The following is a 22,153-nucleotide window of genomic DNA, read 5'->3' on the forward strand; positions in this document are numbered from 1 at the left end:
CGCTTGGCCCCTATGGATGAGGAAATTTCACCTATGCCCGAAAATCAGAACAACTCCGTCGACACCGAACTCGCCACCGAGAACACCCAGGCCGACGTCGAGACTTCTGAAACGGCTGCCCCCGCAGCCGGCTCCGCCCCGGAATTCACCGAGGCTCCTGCAAACGTTGTAGCACCGGCCGCCGAAGCTGCCGAAGCTGCCCCGCAGGCAGAGACCAAGACCGAGGCCACTTCCGCCCCGGCCAAGGACGAGGACGCCGAAGAAGAAGGCGTCAAGTTCGTAGACCTCGGCATCGATGGCCGTGTCCTGGCCGCTCTGCAGGACGTCGGCTACGAGAAGCCGTCCCCGATCCAGGCAGCAACCATCCCGCTGCTGCTCGAAGGCCGCGACGTCGTGGGCCTGGCCCAGACGGGTACCGGTAAGACTGCAGCATTCGCAGTACCGGCACTGTCCCGCCTGGCCGAGCTCCACGACCTCAACGGCCCGTCCCGCAAGACCCAGGCCCTGGTGCTGGCCCCCACCCGTGAGCTCGCGCTCCAGGTTGCCGAGGCCTTCACCTCCTACGCCAAGCACATCGACGACTTCACCGTCCTGCCGGTGTACGGCGGCTCCGCCTACGGCCCCCAGCTCGCCGGCCTGCGCCGCGGCGCCCAGGTTGTTGTCGGTACCCCCGGCCGCGTCATCGACCACATCGCCAAGGGTTCCCTGGACCTGTCCGAACTCCAGTACCTCGTGCTGGATGAGGCCGACGAGATGCTCCGCATGGGCTTCGCCGAAGACGTTGAGCAGATCTTCCAGCAGACCCCCGCGGGCCGCCAGGTTGCGCTGTTCTCCGCCACGATGCCGAGCCAGATCCGCCGGCTCTCCAAGCAGTACCTGAACAACCCGGCCGAGGTGCAGGTCAAGTCCAAGACCACCACGGGCGCCAACACCCGCCAGCGCTACCTGCAGGTCATGGGCCCGCACAAGCTCGATGCGCTGACCCGCATCCTCGAGGTCGAAGAGTTCGAGGGCGTCATCGCCTTCGTCCGCACCAAGATGGCTACCGAGGACCTCGCCGACAAGCTGCGCTCGCGCGGCTTCCAGGCTGCCGCCATCAACGGCGACATCCCGCAGCAGCAGCGTGAGCGCACGGTCGAGGCCCTGCGCGACGGCAAGATCGACATCCTGGTCGCCACCGACGTCGCCGCCCGCGGCCTGGACGTCGAGCGTGTCAGCCATGTGGTCAACTACGACATCCCGCACGACACCGAGTCCTACGTCCACCGCATCGGCCGCACCGGCCGTGCAGGCCGTTCCGGCGACGCGATCCTGTTCATGACCCCGCGCGAGAAGTACCTGCTGCGTTCCATCGAGAAGGCAACCCGCCAGCCGGTGGAGCAGATGCACCTGCCCACGGCCGAGACCGTCAACACGCTGCGCCTGGGCAAGTTCGCCGAGCGCATCACGGAGACCCTCGCGTCCGAGGACGTTGCAGCGTTCCGCGACCTGATCTCCTCCTACGAGGAAGAGCACAACGTGCCGGCCTCGGAAATCGCCGCCGCACTGGCCGTCATGGCCCAGGGCGGACAGCCGCTGCTGGTCAAGGAACTGCCGGCAGCGCCCGAGTTCCAGAAGCGCGAGCGCTCCAAGGACGGCTTCGGCTCCCGCGGCCCGACCCGCACCCTGACCGAGGGCAACGCCACCTACCGGATCGCCGTCGGACGCCGCCAGCGCGTCATGCCGGGTTCCATCGTTGGCGCCATTGCCAACGAAGGCGGCATCTCCTCGGCCCAGATCGGCGGCATCGACATCCGCTCGGACCACTCCCTCGTGGAGCTCCCGGCGGACCTGAGCGCCGATCAGCTCAAGGCGCTGTCCCGCACCCGGATCGGCGGCGAGCTGATCCACCTGGAGCTCGACAACGGCCGTAAGCCGGCCGGGGACCGCGGTTCCTACCAGGGCAACCGTGGCGGCGACCGCGGCGGAGACCGTGGCGGCTACTCCGGCGGCAGCGGCAACTTCAAGGGCAACGGCGGCTTCAAGCGCGAATTCCGCAAGGGCGACGGCGAGCGGTCCTCCGCTGACCGTGGCGGCCGCTCGTTCAGCGAGCGTTCCGAGCAGCGCACCTTCGGCGCGGACACCCGCAAACCCCGCACCGAAGGCGGCTTCAAGCCCCGCAACAAGTGGTAACCACTAGCACCCTCTGAGAACGGGCCGGCTCCCTGTGAGCCGGTCCGTTCTTGTTTAAGCTTCCGGCCCCGTGTTCGCTTCGTCACAGCGGCGGCCGCCGATTGGTCCCGGGAGCCGATTCGGGCCCCCAGGACCGCCCCGGGAGCCCGGATTTCCGCTGTTTCCGGCCGGTCCGGCGACGTACGGCCGCCGATTTGTTGGTGGGCGAATCTTCCGGTAGAGTATTTACTCGTTGCCCCCCTAGCTCAGTGGTAGAGCGCGTTCTTGGTAAGAACGAGGTCACCGGATCGATTCCGGTGGGGGGCTCTGAATGAGGGCCTGTGTCAAGGCGGTTTTTGACCGGCTTAGCGCAGGTTTTCCTCATTTACGGCGGTGTAGCTCAGTTGGTTAGAGCGCACGACTCATAATCGTGAGGTCGGGAGATCGAGCCTCCCCACCGCTACAGACAAGACCCCCGGAATCATTGAGATTCCGGGGGTCTTTCTGTTTTCTCGCTTAGAGACGATCAGGGCCTGATCCTTCCCGTTCCCCCAAAATCCATCCTTTTCTCCGAATGGTGGATACAAAATGGATACAGTCCGCAATCGCGACGTGCGGCTGGAGCCCACACGAGGCTTTGTGGCCGTTTGCCGAACTGGTGGGGCACTTGCCGTCACGCTCATGCATCCCAAGGGCACTCAGACACGCCCAGTGCCCCAGGGTGGGCGGTATCTTCCAAGGCTGCGGTCGTGGCTTGCCCGCCCGTGAGGGCCGTGCAGTGGAGATACTCTATTCGGAACGGCTTACTAGGGGGGACACTATGGATGGATTTTTCGATGGGCTCGGTACCGAGCTGGTTATGCTCGTGATCGGCCTGCTTGTTGGGGGTGGGGCCGGTTCAGCGGTCACGTGGAGAATCACAACGAAGAAGCAATTGGTGCGGCAGAGCCAGAAGGCGGGAAATGACGCCACTCAGAACCAAGTTGGACATGACTACCTCCAGGAACGCGGCAAGTGACTCAGAGCCAGAAGGCGGGATCTGGATCCTCCCAGGTTCAAGTGCACGGCGACGTCATCAACCAAACTTTTCAACTGGGCCCGACGAAACAGGAAATGGAGGTAGCGCTGCGGGAGGAGGGTGACCGCATCTTAGACACCATCCGCAAGGAAGTGGCGGCGACGTATGTAGCTGAGGGTCAAGTGGTGGCACAGAGCCGAATCGGACTGTTCGACCAAAAGTTACTAGACGTGCTTGCGCACGAGGGAACCTTGGACGCGCTCAAAGACCCGGCGTTCCAAGTGCTTCTTAAGCGGGCACAGATCGGGGCCGCGTCAACAGAACGCGAGGCGGACTACGATCTCTTAGCCAACCTACTTGGTGAGCGGACTCGCGACGGCGACCGTAGGGCTCGGGCCAGCATCGCGAGAGCGGTCGACGTTGTTGACAGCCTTGATGATGCGGCCTTGCAAGGGCTTACGCTTCTGTTTTACTTGTGGGACCTGCAGCCCGGACAGGGGGACATCGAGACCGGACTTGATTTCTACAGTCGGGGCCTTGGGAAAATCGGCTTCGACATACTCCCGATGGGGGAGGGGTGGTTGGATCACATCGACATACTCGGCCTCGCTCGAATCGAACGCACGGGCTCACAAACGCTCAAGAACTTTCAAGAGAAGTTTGCGGCGGCGGTCCCCGGCTACACCTGCAGAGGTGTGGCGGAAGACCAAGCGTTGAATGTGGAGAAGAAGTTCTTGGACGAGGCCGGCGTTGAGTTCAAACTAGTGCCGCACTACCTCAAGCCGGGATACCTCAGGTTGCCATACGCCCGCATAGAGAGTCTTAAAGCAAACCTTGAAAGCCCTCCCCTCTCGTCGAAACAGCAACAGCGGGCCGTCGAAATTGCGATATCGGACACGGGGATAGATCAACACGATCCTGATGTGGTACCTCGGTTTGTCGAAGCCGTGGATGCTCGTCCCGAACTGGCCGCATGCGCGGCATGGTGGAACCAGATTCCCTACCCGCCAATCAGAACCTCGGCCGGTACGGCAGTTGGATACTCAAACGCGGCTCGGTTTATTAGCATGGCGGGTGTGCCACCTTTGCACGAATACCTACTCCGCTGATGTAAGCGACACACAAGCCAAAGGCCACGGTAACGCGAGACGCAAGTTGCCGGGGCCCTCATGATCTGCAATTTGTCACACGAAAGCCCCAGGGGTAACCCGGGGGCATTCTTCGACTCAATATTCACTTGGCGAGGTAGCGGTAGAGCGTGGCAACCGAGACGCCCACAGCGTCCGCTATTTCCTGGGGGCTCATGACCCCAGCGGCGTGCAGCTGCTTCGCCCTGTTGACCTTCGCGCTGTCCAGCAGTTTCGGCCGCCCCCCGTTGCGGCCGCGCGCACGCGCCGCAGCAAGCCCGATGTTCGTGCGCTCGCGGAGTAGGTCACGTTCGTATTCAGCGAACGCCCCGTAGATACCCAGCATGAGCTTCGCTTGGGCACTGTTGCCGTCCGTGCTAAGCATGGGGTTGTCCAGCACCCGAACCCCCACACCCTGTTCCGCCAGTTCTTGGAACAACTGCACGAGATTCCCGAGGGACCGCCCCAAGCGGTCCAGCTTGGCGACTACCAGCGTGTCGCCTTCCCGCAGGGAATCCAGACACTGGGTGAGGCCTGGACGCTCGGCCTTCGCCCCGCTGACGCCGTGGTCTTGGAACAGGTGGCGGGGGTCAGCTTTGACCCCGGCCGCTAACAGCGCATCGGGCTGCCCGTCTGTGTTTTGATCTGCCGTGCTGACTCGCATATATCCAACCAGTGCCATTCCCATTCCCCATTCTCAGTTACTCAACTCTTGAGCTTGTTATAAGAAGTAGTTTATGAGAAGGGTAATGATAAAGCAGTTCCCTTTAATTTCCGAGGGTCAGCCACCCATGGCTGGCCGCCATGCTGGCACTCAGCAAACGATCGTTTTTAAGAATCGGAATGGATAGGGTGAGCCATGAACACCCCGCAACGGCAACACATTGGCCTCCCCGCCCTGGTCGCCATGGTGGCGATGGTCGCCGTTTTCCTGATACCCGCGTGGATACCGGCACTGCGCACCGCACCGTGGGAGTGGATCGTCGTGGCCATTCAGGCCATCCTCACAGTGGCCCTGGTGGTGTATCTTGTCAGATTCGTGCGGAAGCAACGGGACGACTACTGGCGCGAACGAGGCAAAGACCCTAGGCATCCAGAGGCATGACCAGCTCTCCTCATAAGCCCATCGTTTCTGCGAACGACCGGCCAGTTCAGTGCGTACCTGTCGGTGTTACCGTGAGCCATGTTCAATAGCGACCGACCACGAACGGTAACCCGATGGCTGATTAAAGTCGCTGCCGGTGTCCTGCTTGGCCTCCTAGCCGGGGTGCTCATTAATTGGCAGTTCGCTCTAGGAATGGTTCTGATCTACTTCGTTGTCGCCTGGGCAGCAGAGCGGGGCCAGAAGCAAAAGAGGGAAACCGACGCGTACCGCGAGCAGTGGCTCGGCAAGCGGAAGAGCAACGGCGCGGAATAGCCGGATCCTTCCGCCTCGTCTTTCCATCGTTTTTGCAATATATCTATTGATCGTGCACCCACCTCCTTGGTCGAAACGGCGGGGAACCAGATCACGACTCAACTCTTGCGCCACTTCTTTAGCTTCTGTAGGCGATTGGGGGAGTCAGCCGTCGGTTCGCCATCAGGCTAGTCCGCTTCCGTGGCGTGCTTGCCGGGGTTGATCGGCTTGCCTCGGCTGGCTGCGCAGATCCGGGCTATTAGGTATTGTTCGGGCCGTCCAAGACCTCACCGCAGACAACTCTGCCTTGGTCGAGGTGACCGTTCTGGCCCAGATGCCGGTCGGCACTCAGGATGGCGCGCCCTTTCAACAGCACAAGGAAAAATGCAGAGACAATTCAACGCTATGTGAGAGAGTGATGCCATTACTCATTAGGGGCAATCGTGCGAAAAACACCGGTGTTCTTGTGGGTCTTCCTGCTGCTGTCTGTCCTCTGGTACTTCGCTGTCGGAACAATCGACTCAGTTCTCATGTCCCACAGATATTCCACGTTTTCGAACTTCTGCTACAGGAAGTTATTGCCGGCCGGGCTCATCCACGGCCCCGAGGGCTCGCCGTCGTTCCCTGGGGGCGCCTATAGCTTCGCCCCGTTGGGAGTCGAATGTGCCTTCGGAATGCGAGACGGGTCGGTGGTCAAGTCATTCCAGGTCCGGTATTTCCCGCTGGCTGCTGCTGCAATCCCTTTGCTGACCTCGCTGTCGTTCTTCGTTTTCATCCTGCTTCGTCGCCACTCATGGAGCGCCAGAAAATGATAAGTCTTAGCGCGTTCATTGGTATCGCCATCCTGACGATATTCGCGGGCCAGGCGGCCGCCGAGGCCACCGTTCATCAAGAGTCAGTCAAGAAAGAAATCGAAGCCATCGGGGCCACTGGCTCATCCCCGGCAGCCGTCGCCGAACTGATCGTCGACAGCAAGCTCAAGGACTTCGCACTCTCGAACTTCCCGAAGTGCATTGAAACAGGAACACTTGAAGCTCCAAATCAGACACGAATATCCGGTATCTGATCGAGCGACGGAGATTCCCCCGCGGATCCGGAAAGTCGCCATTTGGAGCTGCGATTTGACCGCCAATCCCGAACTGACGGTCACAGGGGACCACTCAAGTTAGCTCCGGGTGATGCCGCACCCGAGACCAGAAACTACCCAGCCGCCAGGAATGGTCCGGCTTACACCGGCAATCCAGTCACCACTGCGCGCCGTCCGTTCATCGATTGCTTTCCATCCATCGGTTGGAGCGCCGGAAGGCGCGTTTACCGACTTAGCCCACGTCACCGCGGCCGCTTCAGGGGTTGGCTCTCCGGGAACACTCGTGTCAACGTCAGCAACATAGGCGCCGTGACAAGGCGCGGCACTACCGCTTGGCACGGCGCCGGTGGAGGCCGGTTGCGCCGCACACGACGACAAAGTGAACAGGATGAGGGCCATTACTCCGGCTCTCCCGACGTTTTTCCTCATGGCCGCATCGTACGGCTGGAGGTCAGTCATGCCAACGGGCAGACGTATACCTTCCGTGGCGGGCAGATGCACCCAATACGATCGTTTTGATAGAGCCGCTAGTCGAACAAAATGTGGAGCACCACCATGAGGGCGCCGGCACCGAAGAGTAGCGAGCAGAACAGGATGCCTATGCCCTCCATGCCCTGGGCTTGCTCAGCCTTGTCCCTGACGGCAAGTACTTTGAACTTTTCCGTGATCAGGTACACCTGATACGCGGCTATGCGCCTACGGAAGACGAACCACGCCGACGCCACAAGCATGAACACGATGCCTTCCACGATTGCCTTGCCTCCACAATCCGCCGCTAGGGTGCCCTTGCCCCGAGCCTACTGGGCGGGGATCCAGTCCTCGGGTCCTTCACCTGACATTCTGTCCGGTTGCCCCCGTCCTCTCATGCCCCCCTCACAAAGGGGAGGGGGAGGGACCCGCGACAGCCCCGCCGCTGTCCCCGGTAGTGATAGCGCCTCCGACGTCGTACGGGATAGAAGCTGACAGGCCCGTCTGAGGTGGGTTTGGGCCAAAGTGGGACTGAGAGAGGGGGCGGTTGGTACCTCCCACCTCTACACGCTCAGGGAATCCTGTTTTCGGCCACGCTAGGGGATAGCTTGCGGCCCAAGTGGCGGCTGTAGCTCCGCCACGGCACCGGCTCGTCGGTGGGGAAGGTGGCGACTACGGGAATGCACTTCGCGCAGGGAGGATTAAAAAATCAACGGCGTCAGTGCAGTGCGGGCACGCCCGGACACCGGCTGAATCGTCTCCTGGTCAGCGGTGTGCCTTCCGCAACGCGAGCCCGTGACAAGCGGCTTGTTTCGCCGTAGCTTTGCAGCAACTGACGGTTGGGGATATCAGTGGACCTTCTTGGCACCATCATGGCCCCGTTCAAATGGCTGGTCTCAGCCATGATGGCGGGTTTCCATGACGGACTCAGCGCCATCGGCATGCCGGCGGCCAGCGGCTGGACCTGGACGCTGTCCATCATCGGGCTCGTGCTGGTGATCCGCGCCGCCCTGATCCCGGTGTTCCTCAAACAGGTCAACGTCCAGCAGCGCATGAGGCGGCTGCAGCCGGACCTGAAGAAGCTCCAGGACAAATACAAGGGCAAGACCGATCCGGTCTCCCGCCAGGCCATGGCGCAGGAACAGATGGCCCTCTACAAGGCGCACGGCACCAACCCGTTCTCCGCCTGCCTGCCCCTGCTGATCCAGATGCCCTTCTTCTTCGCGCTGTTCCAGATGCTGTCCGGCATCAGCTCGGCCAAATCCAGCGGCCAGGGCGTCGGGGCAATGAGCCCCGAACAGGTCGCGCAGTTCGACGAGTCCACAATTTTCGGCGCCCCGCTCTCGGCTTCGCTGCTGCACGGCGGCGGCGGCGGCAGTCAGCTCTCGGTGTGGATCCTCTCCATTGCGATGATCCTGGCCATGACGGCCTCACAGCTCATCACGCAGCGGCAGATCATGGCCAGGAGCCTGTCCGGCGAGGCCGTGGCGACTCCGCTCATGGGCCCGCAAAAGGTGCTGCTGTTCAGCCTGCCGGTCGTCTTCGGTGTGGGCGGGATCGTGTTCCCCATCGGCGTCCTGATCTACTGGACCACCACCAACCTGTGGACCATGGGGCAGCAGTTCGCTGTCCGGTGGGACAGAATGGGACCATGACGCGCATCGCAATTATCGGCGGCCACGGCAAGGTGGCTTTGGAACTGTCCAGGATCCTCGCGGCGGAAGGGCACGGGGTCACCTCCTTTATCCGCAACCCGGACCATGCGGCCGACGTCGCGGCCACCGGCGCCACGCCGGCGCTGCTGGATGTGGAGAACGCGAGGACGGCGCAGATCGCCGGAGCCCTCCACGGACACGACGCCCTGGTGTGGTCGGCCGGAGCCGGCGGCGGCAGCCCCGAACGGACCTACGCCGTGGACCGCGACGCCGCGATCCGTTCCATGGACGCCGCGGCGGAAGCGGGCGTCAGCAGGTACGTCATGGTGTCCTATTTCGGGGCCGGGCCGGACCACGGAGTCCCCGCGGACAACGGCTTCTTCGCCTACGCCGAAGCCAAGGCCGCGGCGGATGAGTACCTGCGCGGTTCAGGCCTTGACTGGACCGTCCTGGGCCCCGGAACGCTGACCACGGGACCCGGCAACGGGATGATCGACGTCGACCCCGCCGACACGTCCGACGGCACCGAAACCGCCCGGGCCAACGTCGCCCTGGTGGCGGCGGCGGTCCTCGGGCTGCCGGCCACGATCGGGCGCACCATCGAGTTCCGGGACGGCACGCTCCCGCTCGCGGCCGCGCTGGAACCGTTGGGCTAGCCCAGGACCCTTCCCGATAGGGTGGTGGGGGCGGTCCGCGCATCCACCCGGGATGCCCCGGCCCGCCTCCGGGGAAAGCGGGCACATGGATCAGTTGGCACTCATCGTTGGACTTCTGCTGGCTACGGTGGGCGCTGTCGGTCTCGGGGAGAAGCTGAGGCTGCCCTACCCGGTGCTGATGCTGATCCTGGCCGTTGCCCTGACGTTCATCCCCGGCTTCCCGGAGATCCAGATCCCGCCGGAGCTGATCCTGCCCATTTTCCTGCCCCCGCTGCTCTTCGCGACAGCGCAGCGCAGTTCGTGGGCTGTTTTCCGGGTCCGCTGGCGCACGTTGCTGATGCTTGCCGTCGCGCTCGTGGTGGTCTCGACGGCGGTGGTCGCCGGCGCGGCCTGGCTCATGATCCCGGGCATCGGCATACCGGCCGCGATCGCCCTGGGCGCCATGGTGGCCCCGCCCGATCCCGTGGCCGTGGACTCCATCGCCAGCCGGGTCCACATGCCGCGGCGGCTCATCAACGTGCTCCAGAGCGAGGGCCTGTTCAACGACGCCGCTGCCATCGTCATCTTCCAGGCGGCCGTGGCCGCCGCCGTCGCCGGTACCAAGATTGCCTCCGACGTCGTCCTCCAGTTTGTCCTGGGAGCTGCGATCGCGGTGGTTGTGGGGATCGGCATGGGCTGGCTCACGAGCCTGATCACCCGCCTGGTGACCTCCATGGTGGCCCGGAGCGCCGTCACCCTGGTGGTGCCGTTTGCCGCCTACATCCTGGCCGAGGAGGTGCACGCCTCCGGGGTGATCGCCGTCGTCGTCACCGCGCTGGAAATGCAGCGGCACTCCCGGCCCGGGGACGCCGCGGAGAGGGTCACCCGCACCGCGTTCTGGGACGTCGTGGAACTGCTGGTCACCGGCCTGGCGTTCGGGCTGGTGGGGCTGGAAGTACGGCAGGTCATCCACGACGAAGGCAGCGGCGTTTTCGGCATGGTCGGGACGGCCGCGGTGGTGTGCGTCCTGGTGTTCGCCGCACGCTTCGCATGGCTGGCCATGATGTCCGGCCTCTCCCGGGCGAGGAAGGATGTTCTGCGCCCTACTTCGGCCAAGGACGTTCTGATACTCACGTGGTGCGGCATGCGGGGCCTGGCCACCCTGGCGCTGGCCCTGGCTCTTCCGCTAACCGTTGCGGACGGCACGCCGTTCCCTGCCCGCAGCGAGCTGCTGGTGATCGCCTGCGCCGTGCTGCTGGCCACCCTGGTGCTGCCCGGGCTGACGCTGCCGTGGCTCATGCGGGTCCTGAAGGCGTCCGAGGACGGTTCCGAAGAACGCGACGCCGCCCGCGTATTGGCGAGCCGGGCGCAACAGGCAGCGATCGCGGCCCTGAAGGACAATGAGCTCATGAAGGAGCTGCCGGCGGATAAGGTGGCGCTCGTGAAGGAGAAAATGACCCGGCTGCACGCCGAGCTGCTGGACGGGAGCCTGCGGAATGAAAGCGCGGGGGAGCAGCGTAAGCGTGGCCGGGAACTGGCGATTGCGGTGCAGACGATCGCCCTCGATGCGGCCCGCCGGGAAGTCGTAGCGGCCCGGAACGAGCCGGGCATGGACCCGGAAGTCGCGGACCGGGTGCTGCGGCAGTTGGACCTGCGCACCATGATCATGCCGGACTAGGGCAACGGACCAGGGTCAGCCCCGCGCGGGGAGGGCCAGCTCCAAGGCATTCGCCTCAACGTAGTCCAGGGCGTGCCGGACCGCGCCCGCCGTGACGATCGCGTCGCCCAGGGGTGAGACCGTCACCCGCGGGGGAGTCGCGGTGAAGCGGGGAAGCAGCGCTGTGATGCCGGGCAGGAGCGCCCCGGCGGACTCGGCGACGGCGCCGCCGATAACCACCTGCTCGGGGTTGATCAGGCTCGCGATCGAGGCGATGACCCGGGCCATGCGCTCCGAAATCCGGTCCAGGATGGACAGGGCGGCCGGGTCTCCCGCGGCCGCGTCCGCGAAGACGCGCGGCGCACTGGCAGGGCCTCCCGCGGAGGGGCCGCCGCCGGCCGCCGACCACTGCCGCACCAGGGCGGCGATGCCGTCGCTGGAGCCAACACCTTCCACCATGTCCAGATAGCCCATCTCGCCGGCGGCCCCGCCGCGGCCGTGGAGCAGGCGGCCGGATTCCATCACGCCGGCGCCTAGGCGTTCGCCGGCCAGGAGCACCACCAGATCATCCACGCCCACGCCGGACCCGCGCCAGCGCTCACCGAGCGCAGCCAGGTTGGCGTCGTTCTCCAGGAGCACGGTCCAGCCGTGCAGCTCCTTCAGCGCGGAGCGGAGCCCGACGTCGAACAGGCTCCAAAACCGCTGCGTCACCAGAACGTTGCCGTCGCGGTCCACCGGCGCTGCGATCCCGGCGCCGACGGCCAGGACCCTGCCCGGGTCCGCTCCCGCGGCTTCCAGCGCCTCGCGGCAGGCGAGATCGACGACGCCGATCCGCTCCTGCGCGGGGATGTCCGCCGCACGGAAGCTTCCGCTGGAACGGCCGATCACCGTGCCGCGGAGGTCGGCCACGGCGGCGGTGGTGGTCGCGGCACCAATGTCCAGGCCCAGCACGAAGCCCGCTTCCCGGTTGAAGGCAAAGCGCCGGGCCGGCCGGCCCTTCCGCGGACTGGCCGGGTCTGCGGGCTGGTCCTGCTCCACGATCCAGCCCCGGCCGATCAGGTCCTCGCAGACGGCAATCACCGAGGCCCGGGTCAGCCCGGTCAGGGCCATCAACTCGGTTCCGGTGGCAACGTCGGCGCCGCGGATGTGGCGGAGCACGGCCTGGGCGTTGACGCGGCGCAGCAGCTGCGGCGTGGCGGCGGCTGCGTGCGGCATCACTTCTTGACCTCTTCTGTCCCCGGACCCATAATTGTTCAGGCAATATATTTAGCTTGTATCTAAATTACCAGAAGCCCTCCCAGACCCGAAGGAATCTCCTTTGACCAACACCGCCACGCTGGCAACCCTGTCCGGTTCCGACCTCGCCGCCGACCCCAACTGGTGGCGCCAGGCATCGGTGTACCAGATCTACCCGCGGAGCTTTTCGGACTCCAACGGTGACGGCCTGGGCGACATCAAGGGCATCACCGCCAAGGTCCCGTACCTGAAGGACCTCGGGATCGACGCCGTCTGGCTCTCCCCGTTCTACCCCTCGGCCCTCGCCGACGGAGGCTACGACGTCGACGACTACCGCGACGTGGACCCCAAGCTCGGCACCCTGGCGGACTTCGACGAGATGTCCGCCGCGCTGCACGCCGCGGGCATCAAGCTCATCGCCGACATCGTCCCCAACCACTCCTCGAACCGGCACGAGTGGTTCCAGGAGGCCCTGGCCTCCCCGCGCGGCTCCGCGGCTCGCGAGCGCTACATCTTCCGCGACGGTCTCGGCGAAAACGGCGAGCTCGCGCCGTCGGACTGGGAATCCGTCTTCGGCGGCCCGGCCTGGGAGCGCATCACCGAGCCCGACGGCACGCCCGGCCAGTGGTATATGCACATCTTCGCCAAGGAACAGCCGGACCTGAACTGGGCCAACCGGGAAATCCGCGACGACTTCCTCAAGACGCTCCGCTTCTGGTCCGACCGCGGCGTGGACGGCTTCCGCGTCGACGTCGCCCACGCGCTGACCAAGGACCTCACCGAGCCGCTGATCTCCAAGGTGGAGCTCAGCGCCGCCAACACCGGAACGGACGGCTTCCCGGACGGCTCGCACCCGTTCTGGGACCGCGATGAAGTCCACGAGATCTACGCCGAATGGCGCGAGGTGTTCAACGAATACAACCCGCCGCGCACCGCCGTGGCCGAGGCCTGGGTGCACGCCACCCGCCGCGCCCGTTACGCCAGCCCGGAGGGCCTGGGCCAGGCGTTCAACTTCGACCTCCTGCAGGCCGACTTCGACGCCGGCGAGTTCCGCGAAATCATCGCCCGGAACCTCGCCGAGGCCACCGAGTCTGGTGCCTCCTCCACCTGGGTTTTCTCCAACCACGACGTCGTCCGCCACGCCACCCGCTACGGGCTGCCCCAGGGCGGCGGCAAGCACGCCCAGGGCCAGGACGGCAAGGGCTGGCTGCTGGCCGGCGCCCCCGTCGAGGAGCTCGACGTCGAACTCGGCCTGCGCCGGGCCCGCGCCGCGACCTTGCTGATGCTGGCCCTGCCGGGTTCGGCCTACCTGTACCAGGGCGAGGAACTGGGCCTGCAGGAAGTCGCGGGGATCCCCGACGCCGAGCGCCAGGACCCCACCTTCTTCCGGAACAAGGGCGTGGAGATCGGCCGCGACGGCTGCCGCGTGCCCCTGCCCTGGGCCCCGGAGGGCACTTCGTTCGGCTTTGGCGCCGGCGGGGCACACCTCCCGCAGCCGGCCTGGTTCAGCCGCTACGCGGTGGCAGCCCAGGACGGCGTGGAAGGCTCCACGCTCGAGCTCTACCGCAAGGCCCTGAAGCTGCGCCGCGAACTCCAGACCTCGGAGGAACTGCAGTGGCAGGAATCCGGCAGCGCCGACGTCCTGCGCTTCAGCCGTCCCGGCGGCTGGCAGACGGTGACCAACTTCGGCGACGCGCCGGTTGACCTGCCGGCCGGCGAGGTGCTGGTCAGCAGCGGCCCGCTGGATGGCGGGCAGCTGCCGGCCAACACCACCGTCTGGCTGCGGTGAGTCCCGCACCGCAGGTTTCGCCCGGCACGCACGCAGGCGCCGGGAACCTCCCCCAGGAACTCGTCTACGGCTGCATGGGCCTGGGCGGCGACTGGTCGGTCGAGCCGTACTCGTCCGCACACGTGGACGAGGCGGCTGCGGCCGTCGAGGCCGCCCTGAACGCGGGCATCACACTGTTCGACCACGCGGACATCTATACCAACGGCAAGGCCGAAGCCGTCTTCGGCGAGGTCCTGGCCCGCACCCCCGGGCTGCGGGAGAAAATCCGGCTGCAGACCAAGTGCGGCATCCGGCTCAATGAGCAGGGCCTGGAGGCCTACTACGACCTCAGCCGGGACGGCATCCTGGCGCGGGTCAACGAAAGCCTGGCCCGGCTCCGGACGGACTACGTCGACGTGCTCATGCTGCACCGCCCGGATCCCCTGATGGATCCGGCGGATGTGGCCTCCGCCGTCGGGCAGCTCATGGCCGAAGGCAAGGTGCGGGCCGTGGGCGTGTCCAACATGTCGGGCCCGCAGATCGAGATGCTGCAGGACCGGCTCGAGGTTCCCGTGGTGGGCAACCAGCTCGAAATGAGCCTGCTGAAACGGGCGTGGCTGGAAAGCACGGTGCTGGTCAACCATGCCGAGGGCACGGACTACAGCTTCCCGCACGGGACCGTGGAGCACTGCGTCCGGAACGGCATCCGGCTGCAGGCGTACGGGTCGCTGGCCCGCGGCCTCTACACCGGGGCGCCGGCGGCCGCGCGGMCGCCGGCCGAGGAGGCTGCCACCTCCCTCGTGGCCGCCCTGGCCGCCGAGAAGGGGACCACGGGGGAAGCGATCGTGCTCGGCTGGCTCATGAGGCACCCTGCCGGGATTGCGCCCGTGATCGGCACCGCGAACCCGGACCGGATCCTCGCCTGCGCCGGCGCCCCCGAGGCCGCCGCGGCGATGACGCGCGCCGAGTGGTACGGGCTCTGGGTCGCGGCCCGGGGAAGCAACATCCCCTAGCCGGTCCGCCCCACCCAACTGGCCGGCCGCCTGGCCGTTTTGAGCCTGGAAACGGCTTCTGCTGTCGGCCAGCTGGGCAGGGATGTGATTTTGGTCGTAATGGTCGCCGCTGAAGGCCGGATCGCTTAGCGGCAAGTGCCCCCGGGCGACTAGCGTAGATGCATGACCTCTACCACCACCGCCGAATCACTTCGGCCCCAACGCAACATCCCGGCCGACATCGCCCGCTCCTGGCTGCTGGTTAACGCGATGAAGACCGACCTCTTCGACCAGTCCGCCGTCTCCCGGGCCGATGCGATCATCCTCGACATCGAAGACGCGGTGGACCCCTCGCAGAAGGACGCCGCCCGCGCCAACGTCGTGAACTGGCTGACCGCCGGCGGCAGCGCATGGGTCCGGATCAACGACGCCACCAGCCCGTTCTGGGCCGACGACCTCGCCGGCCTGCGCGGCACCCCCGGACTGCTGGGCATCATGCTGGCCAAAACCGAATCGGCCGACCAGGTCACGGAGAGCTTCCACCGGATGGACGGCAAGACCCCGGTGATCCCCCTGGTCGAGTCCGCCGTCGGCATCGAGGAAGCCAACAACATCGCCAAGGCCCAGGGCGCCTTCCGCCTGGCCTTCGGCTCGGGCGACTTCCGCCGCGACACCGGCATGGCGGCCACCGCGGAAGCCATGGCCTACCCCCGCGCCAAGCTCGTTGTGGCCAGCCGCGTGGGCAACCTGCCCGGCCCCATCGACGGCCCCACCGTCGGGACGAACCACCCGATTCTGCGCGAACAGACCGGCATCACGGTGATGATGGGGATGACCGGGAAGCTCTGCCTCGCCATCGACCAGACCCCGGTCATCAACGAGGTCATCAGCCCCACCCCGTCCGACGTCGCCTGGGCCACGGACTTCATGGCCGACTTCGAAGCCAGCGGCCGCGTCATCCGGGACGGCTCCGACCTGCCGCGCCTGGGCCGGGCCGAGAAGATCATGAAGCTCGCCGTGGCCTTTGGCGTGCAGCCGGCCCTGTAGCCACATCACCACCGCAGGAGACCCCGTGACCGATACCCGCTATCTGGTGCACGGGGTCTTTTGGGATGGTCCGGCGCCGGGGCCCGCCGCAGCGTCCGGCGGCAGGCCACCGGCGATGCGCCTGCAGGGCCCTGGCGGCGCCTTCACCGCACTGACGCTCGACCCCGGCACCCGCCTCGGTTTCCGGCTCGCCGCCCCGGGCAAGCACTGCCTCGGGCACCACCAGGTGCACGGACCCGCGGACCGGGACCACGTCCTGTGCCCGGACCGGGCTCCCGCCGCAAGGGGCAGCCAGTGCGAGCGGTGCTTCGTGCTGGACGACTCCCGGCTGATCCATGACTTCCACCGCGGCGGCCGGGTCCCGCCGGGCCTGCGCGCGTACCTGATGCAGCCGCACTGGCTCTACGTCGCCACCTTCGCCAACGGGGCCAGCAAGGTCGGCACCGCGTCCCACCCGCGCAAATGGAACCGGCTCGCCGAGCAGGGCGCCGTCGTCGCCCGGTACGTCGCCCGTGCCGAGGACGGCCGCGTGGTCCGCCTCCTCGAGGACATGATCACGCGCGAGGCCGGGCTGCCGCAGCAGGTCCGCGCTGCCGCCAAGGCCGCTGCGCTGCTCGCCCCGGCAGCCGCCGTCGACCTCGACGCCCTGAACGGACGGCTGGCAGGGGAGGCCCGGACCCTGCTCGCCGGTGCCGGCGGGGAGGGCTTCGCGGTGGTGGATGAACGGTGGGCCCGGCCGGAGCTCTCCGCGAAGGCCTGCGCCCCGGCTGCCCGGCACGCCTATCCGCACGACCTCGCGGCCGGAGCGCACGGGTTCCGGATCGACGCGCTGAGCGGCAGCATTGCCCTCGCGGCGCTGGATGGCAGCGGACTGGAATTCGTGGTGAACCTGGGCCAGCTCAAGGCCCGGGTGATCGAACTCGGTGACCACGGCTCGGACGTCCCGGCCGTGCAGGAAGCCTTGTTCTGACGCTGGATTTGCCCCGCGACGCGCAAATTACCGGACGCGCCCGTATTCCCGCGCCGGCAGGCAATGTGAGTGTCGCCAGGAATTTTTGCGGCTCGCGGCGTCGTCCGGCCGCCCCGGTAGACTGGCACGGTGCTGAATGAATTCTGGGCCACCGCGTCAACCACCTACAAGGTGCTCGTCTTCAGCGCCATGGGCCTGATCGCCCTCGGCATCATCCTCAGCGTGGTGGGCAACAGCACCGGCAACCAGCCCCTTGCCCTCGCCTCACTGGCAGTGATCGGACTCGGCCTGATCCTGCACATTGCCGGGCTTGTGGTCCGCGGCCAGGCGATCCGGAAAAACCTCAAGCGCTAGCGGCCGCGTTCCGCACCACATGGCTCCGGGCATGCTCCACCGCGTCCGGGAGGGATGTGAACAGGTGCTTGTGATGCCGCAGTGAGCGGATGACCCCCACATTGGTCACGAGCTCCAGATGCTGCGGCTGGACCCCCTTCAGCAGGACCGTGACCCCGCGCAGCTCCAGCGCGGAGACCACCTCAACGAGCATGTGGGCGCCCGTGGCGTCCAGCATCCGCAGCTGGGAGAGCCGGATGACGGCCACCTGGATGTCCCGGACCTGGCTGATCTCCTGCAGGACCCGCTCCGCTGCACCGAAAAACATGGCCCCGTCCAGCCGGAAGATGGCGATGTGCTCGTCGCCCGGAACCGGCGGCCCCGGGATGTCTTCGCGCCGGACCCCGCTCAGCGAAGCGAATGTCCGCAGCGTGAACACGGCGGCCGCGGCGAGTCCGATCTGGATGGCCACAATGAGGTCGAAGGCGACGGTAATGAGGGCGGTGACCACGAAGACCGCGGCGTCGGCCCGGGTGGAGCGCAAAATCGCCGTGACGGTGTGCCGCGAGACCATGCGGACGGCCGTGACCATGAGGATGCCGGCCAGCGCCGCCAGCGGGATCCTGCCGACGAGCCCCGCCGCCAGGTAGATGATGGCCAGCAGCACCAGGGCGTGCACCACCGCGGAGAGCCGGGTCTTGGCCCCGGAACGGACGTTCACGGCGGTCCGGGCGATCGCGCCCGTCGCGGGCATGCCGCCGAAGAATCCGGCAGCGATCGAGGCCAGCCCCTGGCCGGTGAGCTCCCGGTCCGGGCTGTACGCGCCGGACGGACGGCCGTCGGGGCCGACCATGCCGGCGGCCACCCGGGCCGAGAGCAGGGATTCGATGGCGGCGAGCGTCGCGATGGACACGGCCGGCATCAGCAGGCCTCCCAGCGCGGCCGGATCGACAGAGGGCATCGAGGGCGCCGGCAGGGAGTGCGGAAGCGCGCCGATCCGCGGTATGTCCAGCGCCAGCATCTCCGACGCCGCGGTGGTGAGCAGCACCGCGATCAGGCTCGCGGGCAGGGCCTTGCTCAGCCTGGGCAGCAGGTACATCACGGCCGCGACGCATGCCACCACCGCGAGCGTTTCCAGCACGGTCGGCATCGTGGCCTGCGACGCGCTCTCGACGGCGGCCAGGAGGGTGTTGTGGCCCGGCGTTCCCTCGGTGCCCGTGGCCAAGGGAACCTGCTGGAGGAAAATGATGGCGGCGATGCCGAGTGTGAAACCCTCCACGACCGGCCACGGGATGAACGCGACGGCCCGGCCCAGCCCGCTGGCGCCCAGGACCACGACCAGCAGCCCGGCCAATACAGAGACCAGGGCAATGCTGCCGACGCCGTGGACGGCGACCACCGGGGCCAGGACCACCACCATGGCGCCGGTCGGGCCGGAGACCTGGACGTTGGATCCGCCCATGACGGCGGCGACAAGTCCTGCCACCACTGCGGTGATGAGTCCGGCCTCCGCCCCGACCCCGGAACTGACCCCGAAGGCCAGGGCCAGGGGGAGCGCCACAATGCCCACCGTGATGCCGGCGAACAGGTCCGTCTTCCAGGCGGACCTCAAGAGCTCGTAGTCGCGGCGGGACGGCACAAACCGGGCGAAGCGTCCCCGTGCCGTGGCAGATGTCGTCGCCGGGTCTGCTGCCTGGGCCGCGCTCACGTTGCCGTGGCGTCGAGGCGGCCGGTACTGTCGGCGTCGCCCGCGCGGTCGAGGTGGCCTGCCGGCAGCTCCTGCGCTATCCGGAGCTGTTCGCTGGAACCGGCCAGGGTGTCCAGCAGGAAGACCCGGGCAATCGCGAGCAGCTCCTTGATCTTGGGATGAGTCAGCCGGTAGGTCACGACATTCGCCGTCCGGACCGACGTCACCACACCGTGCCGGCGCAGCGTGCCCAGATGCTGGGACAGGTGCGAGGGCTCCAGCCCCGTCTCGGCGAGCAGGTAACTGACCGGCGCCGTATTGTCCGGCGCGGCCGCCAGAAGCTCGAGGATCCGGATTCGGGCCGGGTGCGCCAGGGCTTTGAACAGGTTGGCCTTGATTTCATACAGGGGGGTCTGCGCGGCGGAGATCATGGCGGGGAAACACTTTCTCGCATCCGTTCGCGGCGCGGTGCGGCGGCGCCCTCGGCGATTCGGATTGATGGATTGATGTTTTCATCATATCGCGCCGGTCAAGACCCGCCGGAGCGCCGGTCAAGACCCGCCGGAGCGCCGGTCAAGACCCGCCGGGGCGCCCGTCAGTGCCCGTCCGGTCCCCGGCGCTCACCCTGTCACGAAGCCGGACGGCTCCGGGCGTGGCGATAGGCTGGAACCATGACTATCAATCCGGACCTGCAGGGGCGCAGCTACCCTGCCGCAGAGGTGTATGACGTCGGCCGCGAGAAGATCCGCGAGTTCGCGCGCGCGGTCAAGGCCACCCACCCTGCCCACTTCGATGTTGCCGCCGCCGAGGCGCTGGGTCACAGGGACCTCGTGGCGCCGCCGACCTTCGCCATTATCGTCGCGCAGCGCGCCGACGCGCAGCTGATCGAGGATCCGGAATCCGGGATCGACTTCTCCCGCGTGGTCCACGCCGACCAGCGGTTCACGCACCACCGCCCGATCGTCGCGGGGGACCGGTTGGTCGCCGAACTGCACGTCGACGGCGTCCGCGCCATGGGCGGCGGAGCCATGATCACCACCCGCTCGGAAATCTTCGCCCTGGCCCCCGGCGATGCCACCGGTGTCCGGGAGCCGGTCGCCACCACCATCTCGTCCATCCTGGTCCGCGGAGAGGGACAGTAGCCATGAGCATCGACATCGCAGCACTCACGGTCGGCCAGGACATTGGCAGCCGCAGCATTACCGTCACCCGCACCGACCTCGTCAAGTACGCCGGCGCATCCGGTGACTTCAACCCGATCCACTGGAACGAGGCCTTCGCCACCGGCGTCGGCCTGCCGGGCGTGATCGCGCACGGCATGTTCACCATGGGTGCGGCCGTCCAGCTCGTGACCGACTGGGCCGGCGATCCCGCCGCCGTCGTCGACTTCCAGACCCGCTTTACCAAGCCGGTTCCCGTCGCCGACACGACGGGGACACCGGAGTCCGGCGCCGTGATCGAGATCAGCGGGGCCATCGGGGCCCTCGACGCCGACGCCGGCACCGCCCGCGTCGACCTCACGGTCGTCTCGGCCGCCCAGAAGGTCCTCGTCAAGGCCCAGGCCGTCGTCAGGGTGGCCTAGCCCATGGCGTTGCTGTGAATCTGGCTGCTGTGACCAGGGAAGTCTTCGTCCCGCCCGCCGAGATCACGCACTGGCGAAACGCCGTGGTGGTGGCCTACGCCGCGAGCGGAATCGCATTTTCCACCTGGGTGTCCCGGCTGCCGGCCATCCGCGACGGCCTGGACCTGACTCCCGGCACCATCGGACTGCTCCTGCTCTGCATGACGGCGGGATCCTTCCTGTCCGTGTCCGCCTCGGGCCTGATTGTTCTTCGCCTTGGCTCCAAGCGCACCATCCGGATCGGCAGCATCATGGTCGGATTCGGGCTGGCGCTGGCAGGCTTCGGCACCTCGGTGCTCGCCAGCCCGGTGGCGGTTGCCGCGGGTCTGGCAATCATCGGGCTGGGCACCGCCAGCTGGAACACCGCGTCCAACGTCGAAGGGGCGGCGGTGGAACGCGCCGTCCGGCGGCACATCATGCCCCGGCTGCACGGCTCCTTCAGCCTGGGCACTGTGGCGGGCGCCGGGCTGGGCGCCTGGGCTGCCGCCGCCGGGATCCCGGTCTTCCTGCACCTGGCAGTGGTGGGCCTGCTGGTGGCCGGCTCGGTGACCACCGCGGCGGCCTGGTTCCGGGCGGACATCACGCCCCTCGAGGCGGAGCAGCCCTTCAAAGCGTCCGGGACAGATACCTTCGAGGATCCTTCCACCGGGCCCATCCCGATCGTCCGGCAGACGGACGCGGTCCCGGAGCCGCCCTTGGACAACAAACGCCTCATCGCCCAGGCCTGGCGTGACAGGCGCACCCTGCTGCTGGGCGTGCTGGTCCTCGGGCTGGCCCTGGCCGAAGGAGCGGCGGGGGACTGGGTGGCGCTGGCGCTGGCCGACGGCCACGGCCAGACCGACGCCGCCGGAGCCGCCGGGTACGGGCTGTTCGTCACCTTCATGACCATCGGCCGCTTCGCCGGCACCCTGGTCCTGGACCGCTTCGGCCGGGTCCCGGTGATGCGCTGGTGCGCCGCGCTGGCGGTTCTGGGCCTCGGCCTGTTCGTCTTCGCACCGGTACCGTGGCTGGCCTACGTGGCCCTGGCCATCTGGGGACTCGGCGCGTCCCTGGGCTTCCCGGTCGGCATGTCCGCCGCGGCCGACGATCCCGTCAAGGCCGCCGCGCGGGTGTCCGTGGTGTCCACGATCGGCTACGGAGCGTTCCTGTGCGGGCCGCCGCTGCTGGGTCTGCTGGCCGAGCACGTCGGCATTCTCCACTCGCTGCTGGCCGTCATGGTGATGCTGATCGTCAGTTTCCTGCTCTCCCCGGTGACCCGTAAACTCCCCGCGCCCGTGCCCTTGCCGGGACAGAGCAGCTAGCCAG

Annotated in this window: 21 protein-coding genes and 2 tRNA genes; 18 read left to right on the plus strand and 5 right to left on the minus strand. The window is 67.0% G+C overall.

What is annotated here, in order from left to right; all coding sequences use genetic code 11:
• The first annotated feature begins 33 nt into the window (after positions 1-33).
• The 5 genes from AC1D0A_RS10170 to AC1D0A_RS10190 all read left to right on the plus strand — a co-directional run bounded on the left by AC1D0A_RS10170 (position 34) and on the right by AC1D0A_RS10190 (position 4,278).
• Positions 34-2,172: a DEAD/DEAH box helicase gene (locus tag AC1D0A_RS10170; protein ID WP_476943768.1), complete on the plus strand. Its 2,139-nt coding sequence runs from the start codon at positions 34-36 to the stop codon at positions 2,170-2,172.
• Positions 2,173-2,406: 234 nt separating this feature from the next.
• Positions 2,407-2,478 (plus strand) — tRNA-Thr (locus AC1D0A_RS10175).
• 62 nt (positions 2,479-2,540) lie between these two features.
• Positions 2,541-2,614: transfer RNA gene (locus tag AC1D0A_RS10180), tRNA-Met, on the plus strand.
• Between the two features lie 357 nt (positions 2,615-2,971).
• Complete coding sequence (locus tag AC1D0A_RS10185; protein ID WP_243181124.1) at positions 2,972-3,169, plus strand: hypothetical protein; 198 nt, start codon at positions 2,972-2,974, stop codon at positions 3,167-3,169.
• Positions 3,166-4,278, plus strand: a complete 1,113-nt coding sequence (locus AC1D0A_RS10190; protein ID WP_243181123.1) for an LPO_1073/Vpar_1526 family protein — start codon at positions 3,166-3,168, stop codon at positions 4,276-4,278. Before AC1D0A_RS10185 ends, AC1D0A_RS10190 begins: the two co-directional genes overlap by 4 nt.
• A gap of 124 nt (positions 4,279-4,402) precedes the next feature.
• On the opposite strand, the gene AC1D0A_RS10195 is transcribed toward AC1D0A_RS10190, so the two are convergent.
• Positions 4,403-4,960 carry a recombinase family protein gene (locus AC1D0A_RS10195; RefSeq protein ID WP_243181122.1) on the minus strand — a complete coding sequence of 186 codons (558 nt, stop codon included), beginning with the start codon at positions 4,958-4,960 and terminating at the stop codon, positions 4,403-4,405.
• Positions 4,961-5,155: 195 nt separating this feature from the next.
• On the opposite strand from AC1D0A_RS10195, the gene AC1D0A_RS10200 reads away from it, so the two are divergent.
• Entirely contained in the window at positions 5,156-5,401 is a 246-nt protein-coding gene (locus AC1D0A_RS10200) for a hypothetical protein (protein WP_243181121.1), read from the plus strand.
• Between the two features lie 1,084 nt (positions 5,402-6,485).
• Positions 6,486-6,758, plus strand: a complete 273-nt coding sequence (locus AC1D0A_RS10205; protein WP_476945728.1) for a hypothetical protein — start codon at positions 6,486-6,488, stop codon at positions 6,756-6,758.
• A gap of 548 nt (positions 6,759-7,306) precedes the next feature.
• Here the strand turns inward: AC1D0A_RS10205 and AC1D0A_RS10210 are convergent.
• Complete coding sequence (locus tag AC1D0A_RS10210; RefSeq protein ID WP_243181119.1) at positions 7,307-7,528, minus strand: hypothetical protein; 222 nt, start codon at positions 7,526-7,528, stop codon at positions 7,307-7,309.
• A 570-nt stretch (positions 7,529-8,098) separates the two neighbouring features.
• On the opposite strand from AC1D0A_RS10210, the gene yidC reads away from it, so the two are divergent.
• The 3 genes from yidC (at position 8,099) to AC1D0A_RS10225 (ending at position 11,215) form a co-directional block, all read left to right on the plus strand.
• A complete protein-coding gene (gene yidC / locus AC1D0A_RS10215) occupies positions 8,099-8,902 on the plus strand; it encodes a membrane protein insertase YidC (RefSeq protein WP_476944633.1) in 804 nt (267 codons plus the stop codon).
• Positions 8,899-9,558, plus strand: coding sequence for an NAD(P)H-binding protein (locus AC1D0A_RS10220; RefSeq protein WP_476945729.1), 660 nt, complete (start codon positions 8,899-8,901; stop codon positions 9,556-9,558). The genes yidC and AC1D0A_RS10220 overlap by 4 nt, the downstream gene beginning before the upstream one ends.
• 85 nt (positions 9,559-9,643) lie before the next feature.
• On the plus strand, positions 9,644-11,215 hold the full coding sequence (locus AC1D0A_RS10225; protein ID WP_028276506.1) for a Na+/H+ antiporter: 1,572 nt from the start codon (positions 9,644-9,646) through the stop codon (positions 11,213-11,215).
• 15 nt (positions 11,216-11,230) lie between these two features.
• On the opposite strand, the gene AC1D0A_RS10230 is transcribed toward AC1D0A_RS10225, so the two are convergent.
• On the minus strand, positions 11,231-12,409 hold the full coding sequence (locus AC1D0A_RS10230; RefSeq protein WP_476945730.1) for an ROK family transcriptional regulator: 1,179 nt from the start codon (positions 12,407-12,409) through the stop codon (positions 11,231-11,233).
• A 103-nt stretch (positions 12,410-12,512) separates the two neighbouring features.
• Between AC1D0A_RS10230 and AC1D0A_RS10235 the strand changes: the two genes are divergently transcribed.
• The 5 genes from AC1D0A_RS10235 to AC1D0A_RS10255 all read left to right on the plus strand — a co-directional run bounded on the left by AC1D0A_RS10235 (position 12,513) and on the right by AC1D0A_RS10255 (position 17,561).
• Positions 12,513-14,219 carry a glycoside hydrolase family 13 protein gene (locus AC1D0A_RS10235; protein ID WP_476944024.1) on the plus strand — a complete coding sequence of 569 codons (1,707 nt, stop codon included), beginning with the start codon at positions 12,513-12,515 and terminating at the stop codon, positions 14,217-14,219.
• A complete protein-coding gene (locus AC1D0A_RS10240) occupies positions 14,216-15,211 on the plus strand; it encodes an aldo/keto reductase (protein ID WP_476945731.1) in 996 nt (331 codons plus the stop codon). The genes AC1D0A_RS10235 and AC1D0A_RS10240 overlap by 4 nt, the downstream gene beginning before the upstream one ends.
• Before the next feature lie 162 nt (positions 15,212-15,373).
• Positions 15,374-16,237 (plus strand): HpcH/HpaI aldolase/citrate lyase family protein, encoded by an 864-nt coding sequence (locus AC1D0A_RS10245; protein ID WP_028276509.1) that lies wholly within the window; start codon positions 15,374-15,376, stop codon positions 16,235-16,237.
• Between the two features lie 25 nt (positions 16,238-16,262).
• Positions 16,263-17,207 (plus strand): DUF2797 domain-containing protein, encoded by a 945-nt coding sequence (locus AC1D0A_RS10250; protein ID WP_476945732.1) that lies wholly within the window; start codon positions 16,263-16,265, stop codon positions 17,205-17,207.
• A gap of 129 nt (positions 17,208-17,336) precedes the next feature.
• Positions 17,337-17,561, plus strand: a complete 225-nt coding sequence (locus AC1D0A_RS10255; protein ID WP_028276510.1) for a DUF3188 domain-containing protein — start codon at positions 17,337-17,339, stop codon at positions 17,559-17,561.
• Here the strand turns inward: AC1D0A_RS10255 and AC1D0A_RS10260 are convergent.
• Together AC1D0A_RS10260 and AC1D0A_RS10265 are read right to left on the minus strand one after the other, a co-directional pair.
• Positions 17,551-19,248 carry a SulP family inorganic anion transporter gene (locus tag AC1D0A_RS10260; RefSeq protein ID WP_476945733.1) on the minus strand — a complete coding sequence of 566 codons (1,698 nt, stop codon included), beginning with the start codon at positions 19,246-19,248 and terminating at the stop codon, positions 17,551-17,553. The genes AC1D0A_RS10255 and AC1D0A_RS10260 overlap by 11 nt on opposite strands.
• Positions 19,245-19,658: an ArsR/SmtB family transcription factor gene (locus tag AC1D0A_RS10265; RefSeq protein WP_476945734.1), complete on the minus strand. Its 414-nt coding sequence runs from the start codon at positions 19,656-19,658 to the stop codon at positions 19,245-19,247. The genes AC1D0A_RS10260 and AC1D0A_RS10265 overlap by 4 nt, the downstream gene beginning before the upstream one ends.
• 240 nt (positions 19,659-19,898) lie before the next feature.
• Here AC1D0A_RS10265 and AC1D0A_RS10270 point away from each other — a divergent pair, with 240 nt between their 5' ends.
• From AC1D0A_RS10270 to AC1D0A_RS10280, 3 genes are read left to right on the plus strand one after another with little or no spacing between them, the layout of a single operon-like run.
• A complete protein-coding gene (locus tag AC1D0A_RS10270) occupies positions 19,899-20,369 on the plus strand; it encodes an FAS1-like dehydratase domain-containing protein (protein WP_476945735.1) in 471 nt (156 codons plus the stop codon).
• Positions 20,370-20,371: 2 nt separating this feature from the next.
• Positions 20,372-20,809, plus strand: coding sequence for a MaoC family dehydratase (locus AC1D0A_RS10275; protein ID WP_243181112.1), 438 nt, complete (start codon positions 20,372-20,374; stop codon positions 20,807-20,809).
• A 14-nt stretch (positions 20,810-20,823) separates the two neighbouring features.
• On the plus strand, positions 20,824-22,149 hold the full coding sequence (locus AC1D0A_RS10280; RefSeq protein WP_476945736.1) for an MFS transporter: 1,326 nt from the start codon (positions 20,824-20,826) through the stop codon (positions 22,147-22,149).
• Positions 22,150-22,153: the final 4 nt, after the last annotated feature.

The organism is Arthrobacter sp. P1_D4 (assembly GCF_056406115.1).

What these genes read in the sequence shown, in the direction of transcription:
- AC1D0A_RS10195 (WP_243181122.1), bottom strand. Translation starts at nt 4,960, where the DNA reads ATGCGAGTCAGCACGGCAGATCAAAACACAGACGGGCAGCCCGATGCG.
- AC1D0A_RS10220 (WP_476945729.1), top strand. Translation starts at nt 8,899, where the DNA reads ATGACGCGCATCGCAATTATCGGCGGCCACGGCAAGGTGGCTTTGGAA.
- AC1D0A_RS10275 (WP_243181112.1), top strand. Translation starts at nt 20,372, where the DNA reads ATGAGCATCGACATCGCAGCACTCACGGTCGGCCAGGACATTGGCAGC.
- AC1D0A_RS10270 (WP_476945735.1), top strand. Translation starts at nt 19,899, where the DNA reads ATGACTATCAATCCGGACCTGCAGGGGCGCAGCTACCCTGCCGCAGAG.
- AC1D0A_RS10185 (WP_243181124.1), top strand. Translation starts at nt 2,972, where the DNA reads ATGGATGGATTTTTCGATGGGCTCGGTACCGAGCTGGTTATGCTCGTG.
- AC1D0A_RS10200 (WP_243181121.1), top strand. Translation starts at nt 5,156, where the DNA reads ATGAACACCCCGCAACGGCAACACATTGGCCTCCCCGCCCTGGTCGCC.
- AC1D0A_RS10205 (WP_476945728.1), top strand. Translation starts at nt 6,486, where the DNA reads ATGGAGCGCCAGAAAATGATAAGTCTTAGCGCGTTCATTGGTATCGCC.
- AC1D0A_RS10225 (WP_028276506.1), top strand. Translation starts at nt 9,644, where the DNA reads ATGGATCAGTTGGCACTCATCGTTGGACTTCTGCTGGCTACGGTGGGC.
- AC1D0A_RS10265 (WP_476945734.1), bottom strand. Translation starts at nt 19,658, where the DNA reads ATGATCTCCGCCGCGCAGACCCCCCTGTATGAAATCAAGGCCAACCTG.
- AC1D0A_RS10245 (WP_028276509.1), top strand. Translation starts at nt 15,374, where the DNA reads ATGACCTCTACCACCACCGCCGAATCACTTCGGCCCCAACGCAACATC.
- AC1D0A_RS10230 (WP_476945730.1), bottom strand. Translation starts at nt 12,409, where the DNA reads ATGCCGCACGCAGCCGCCGCCACGCCGCAGCTGCTGCGCCGCGTCAAC.
- AC1D0A_RS10170 (WP_476943768.1), top strand. Translation starts at nt 34, where the DNA reads ATGCCCGAAAATCAGAACAACTCCGTCGACACCGAACTCGCCACCGAG.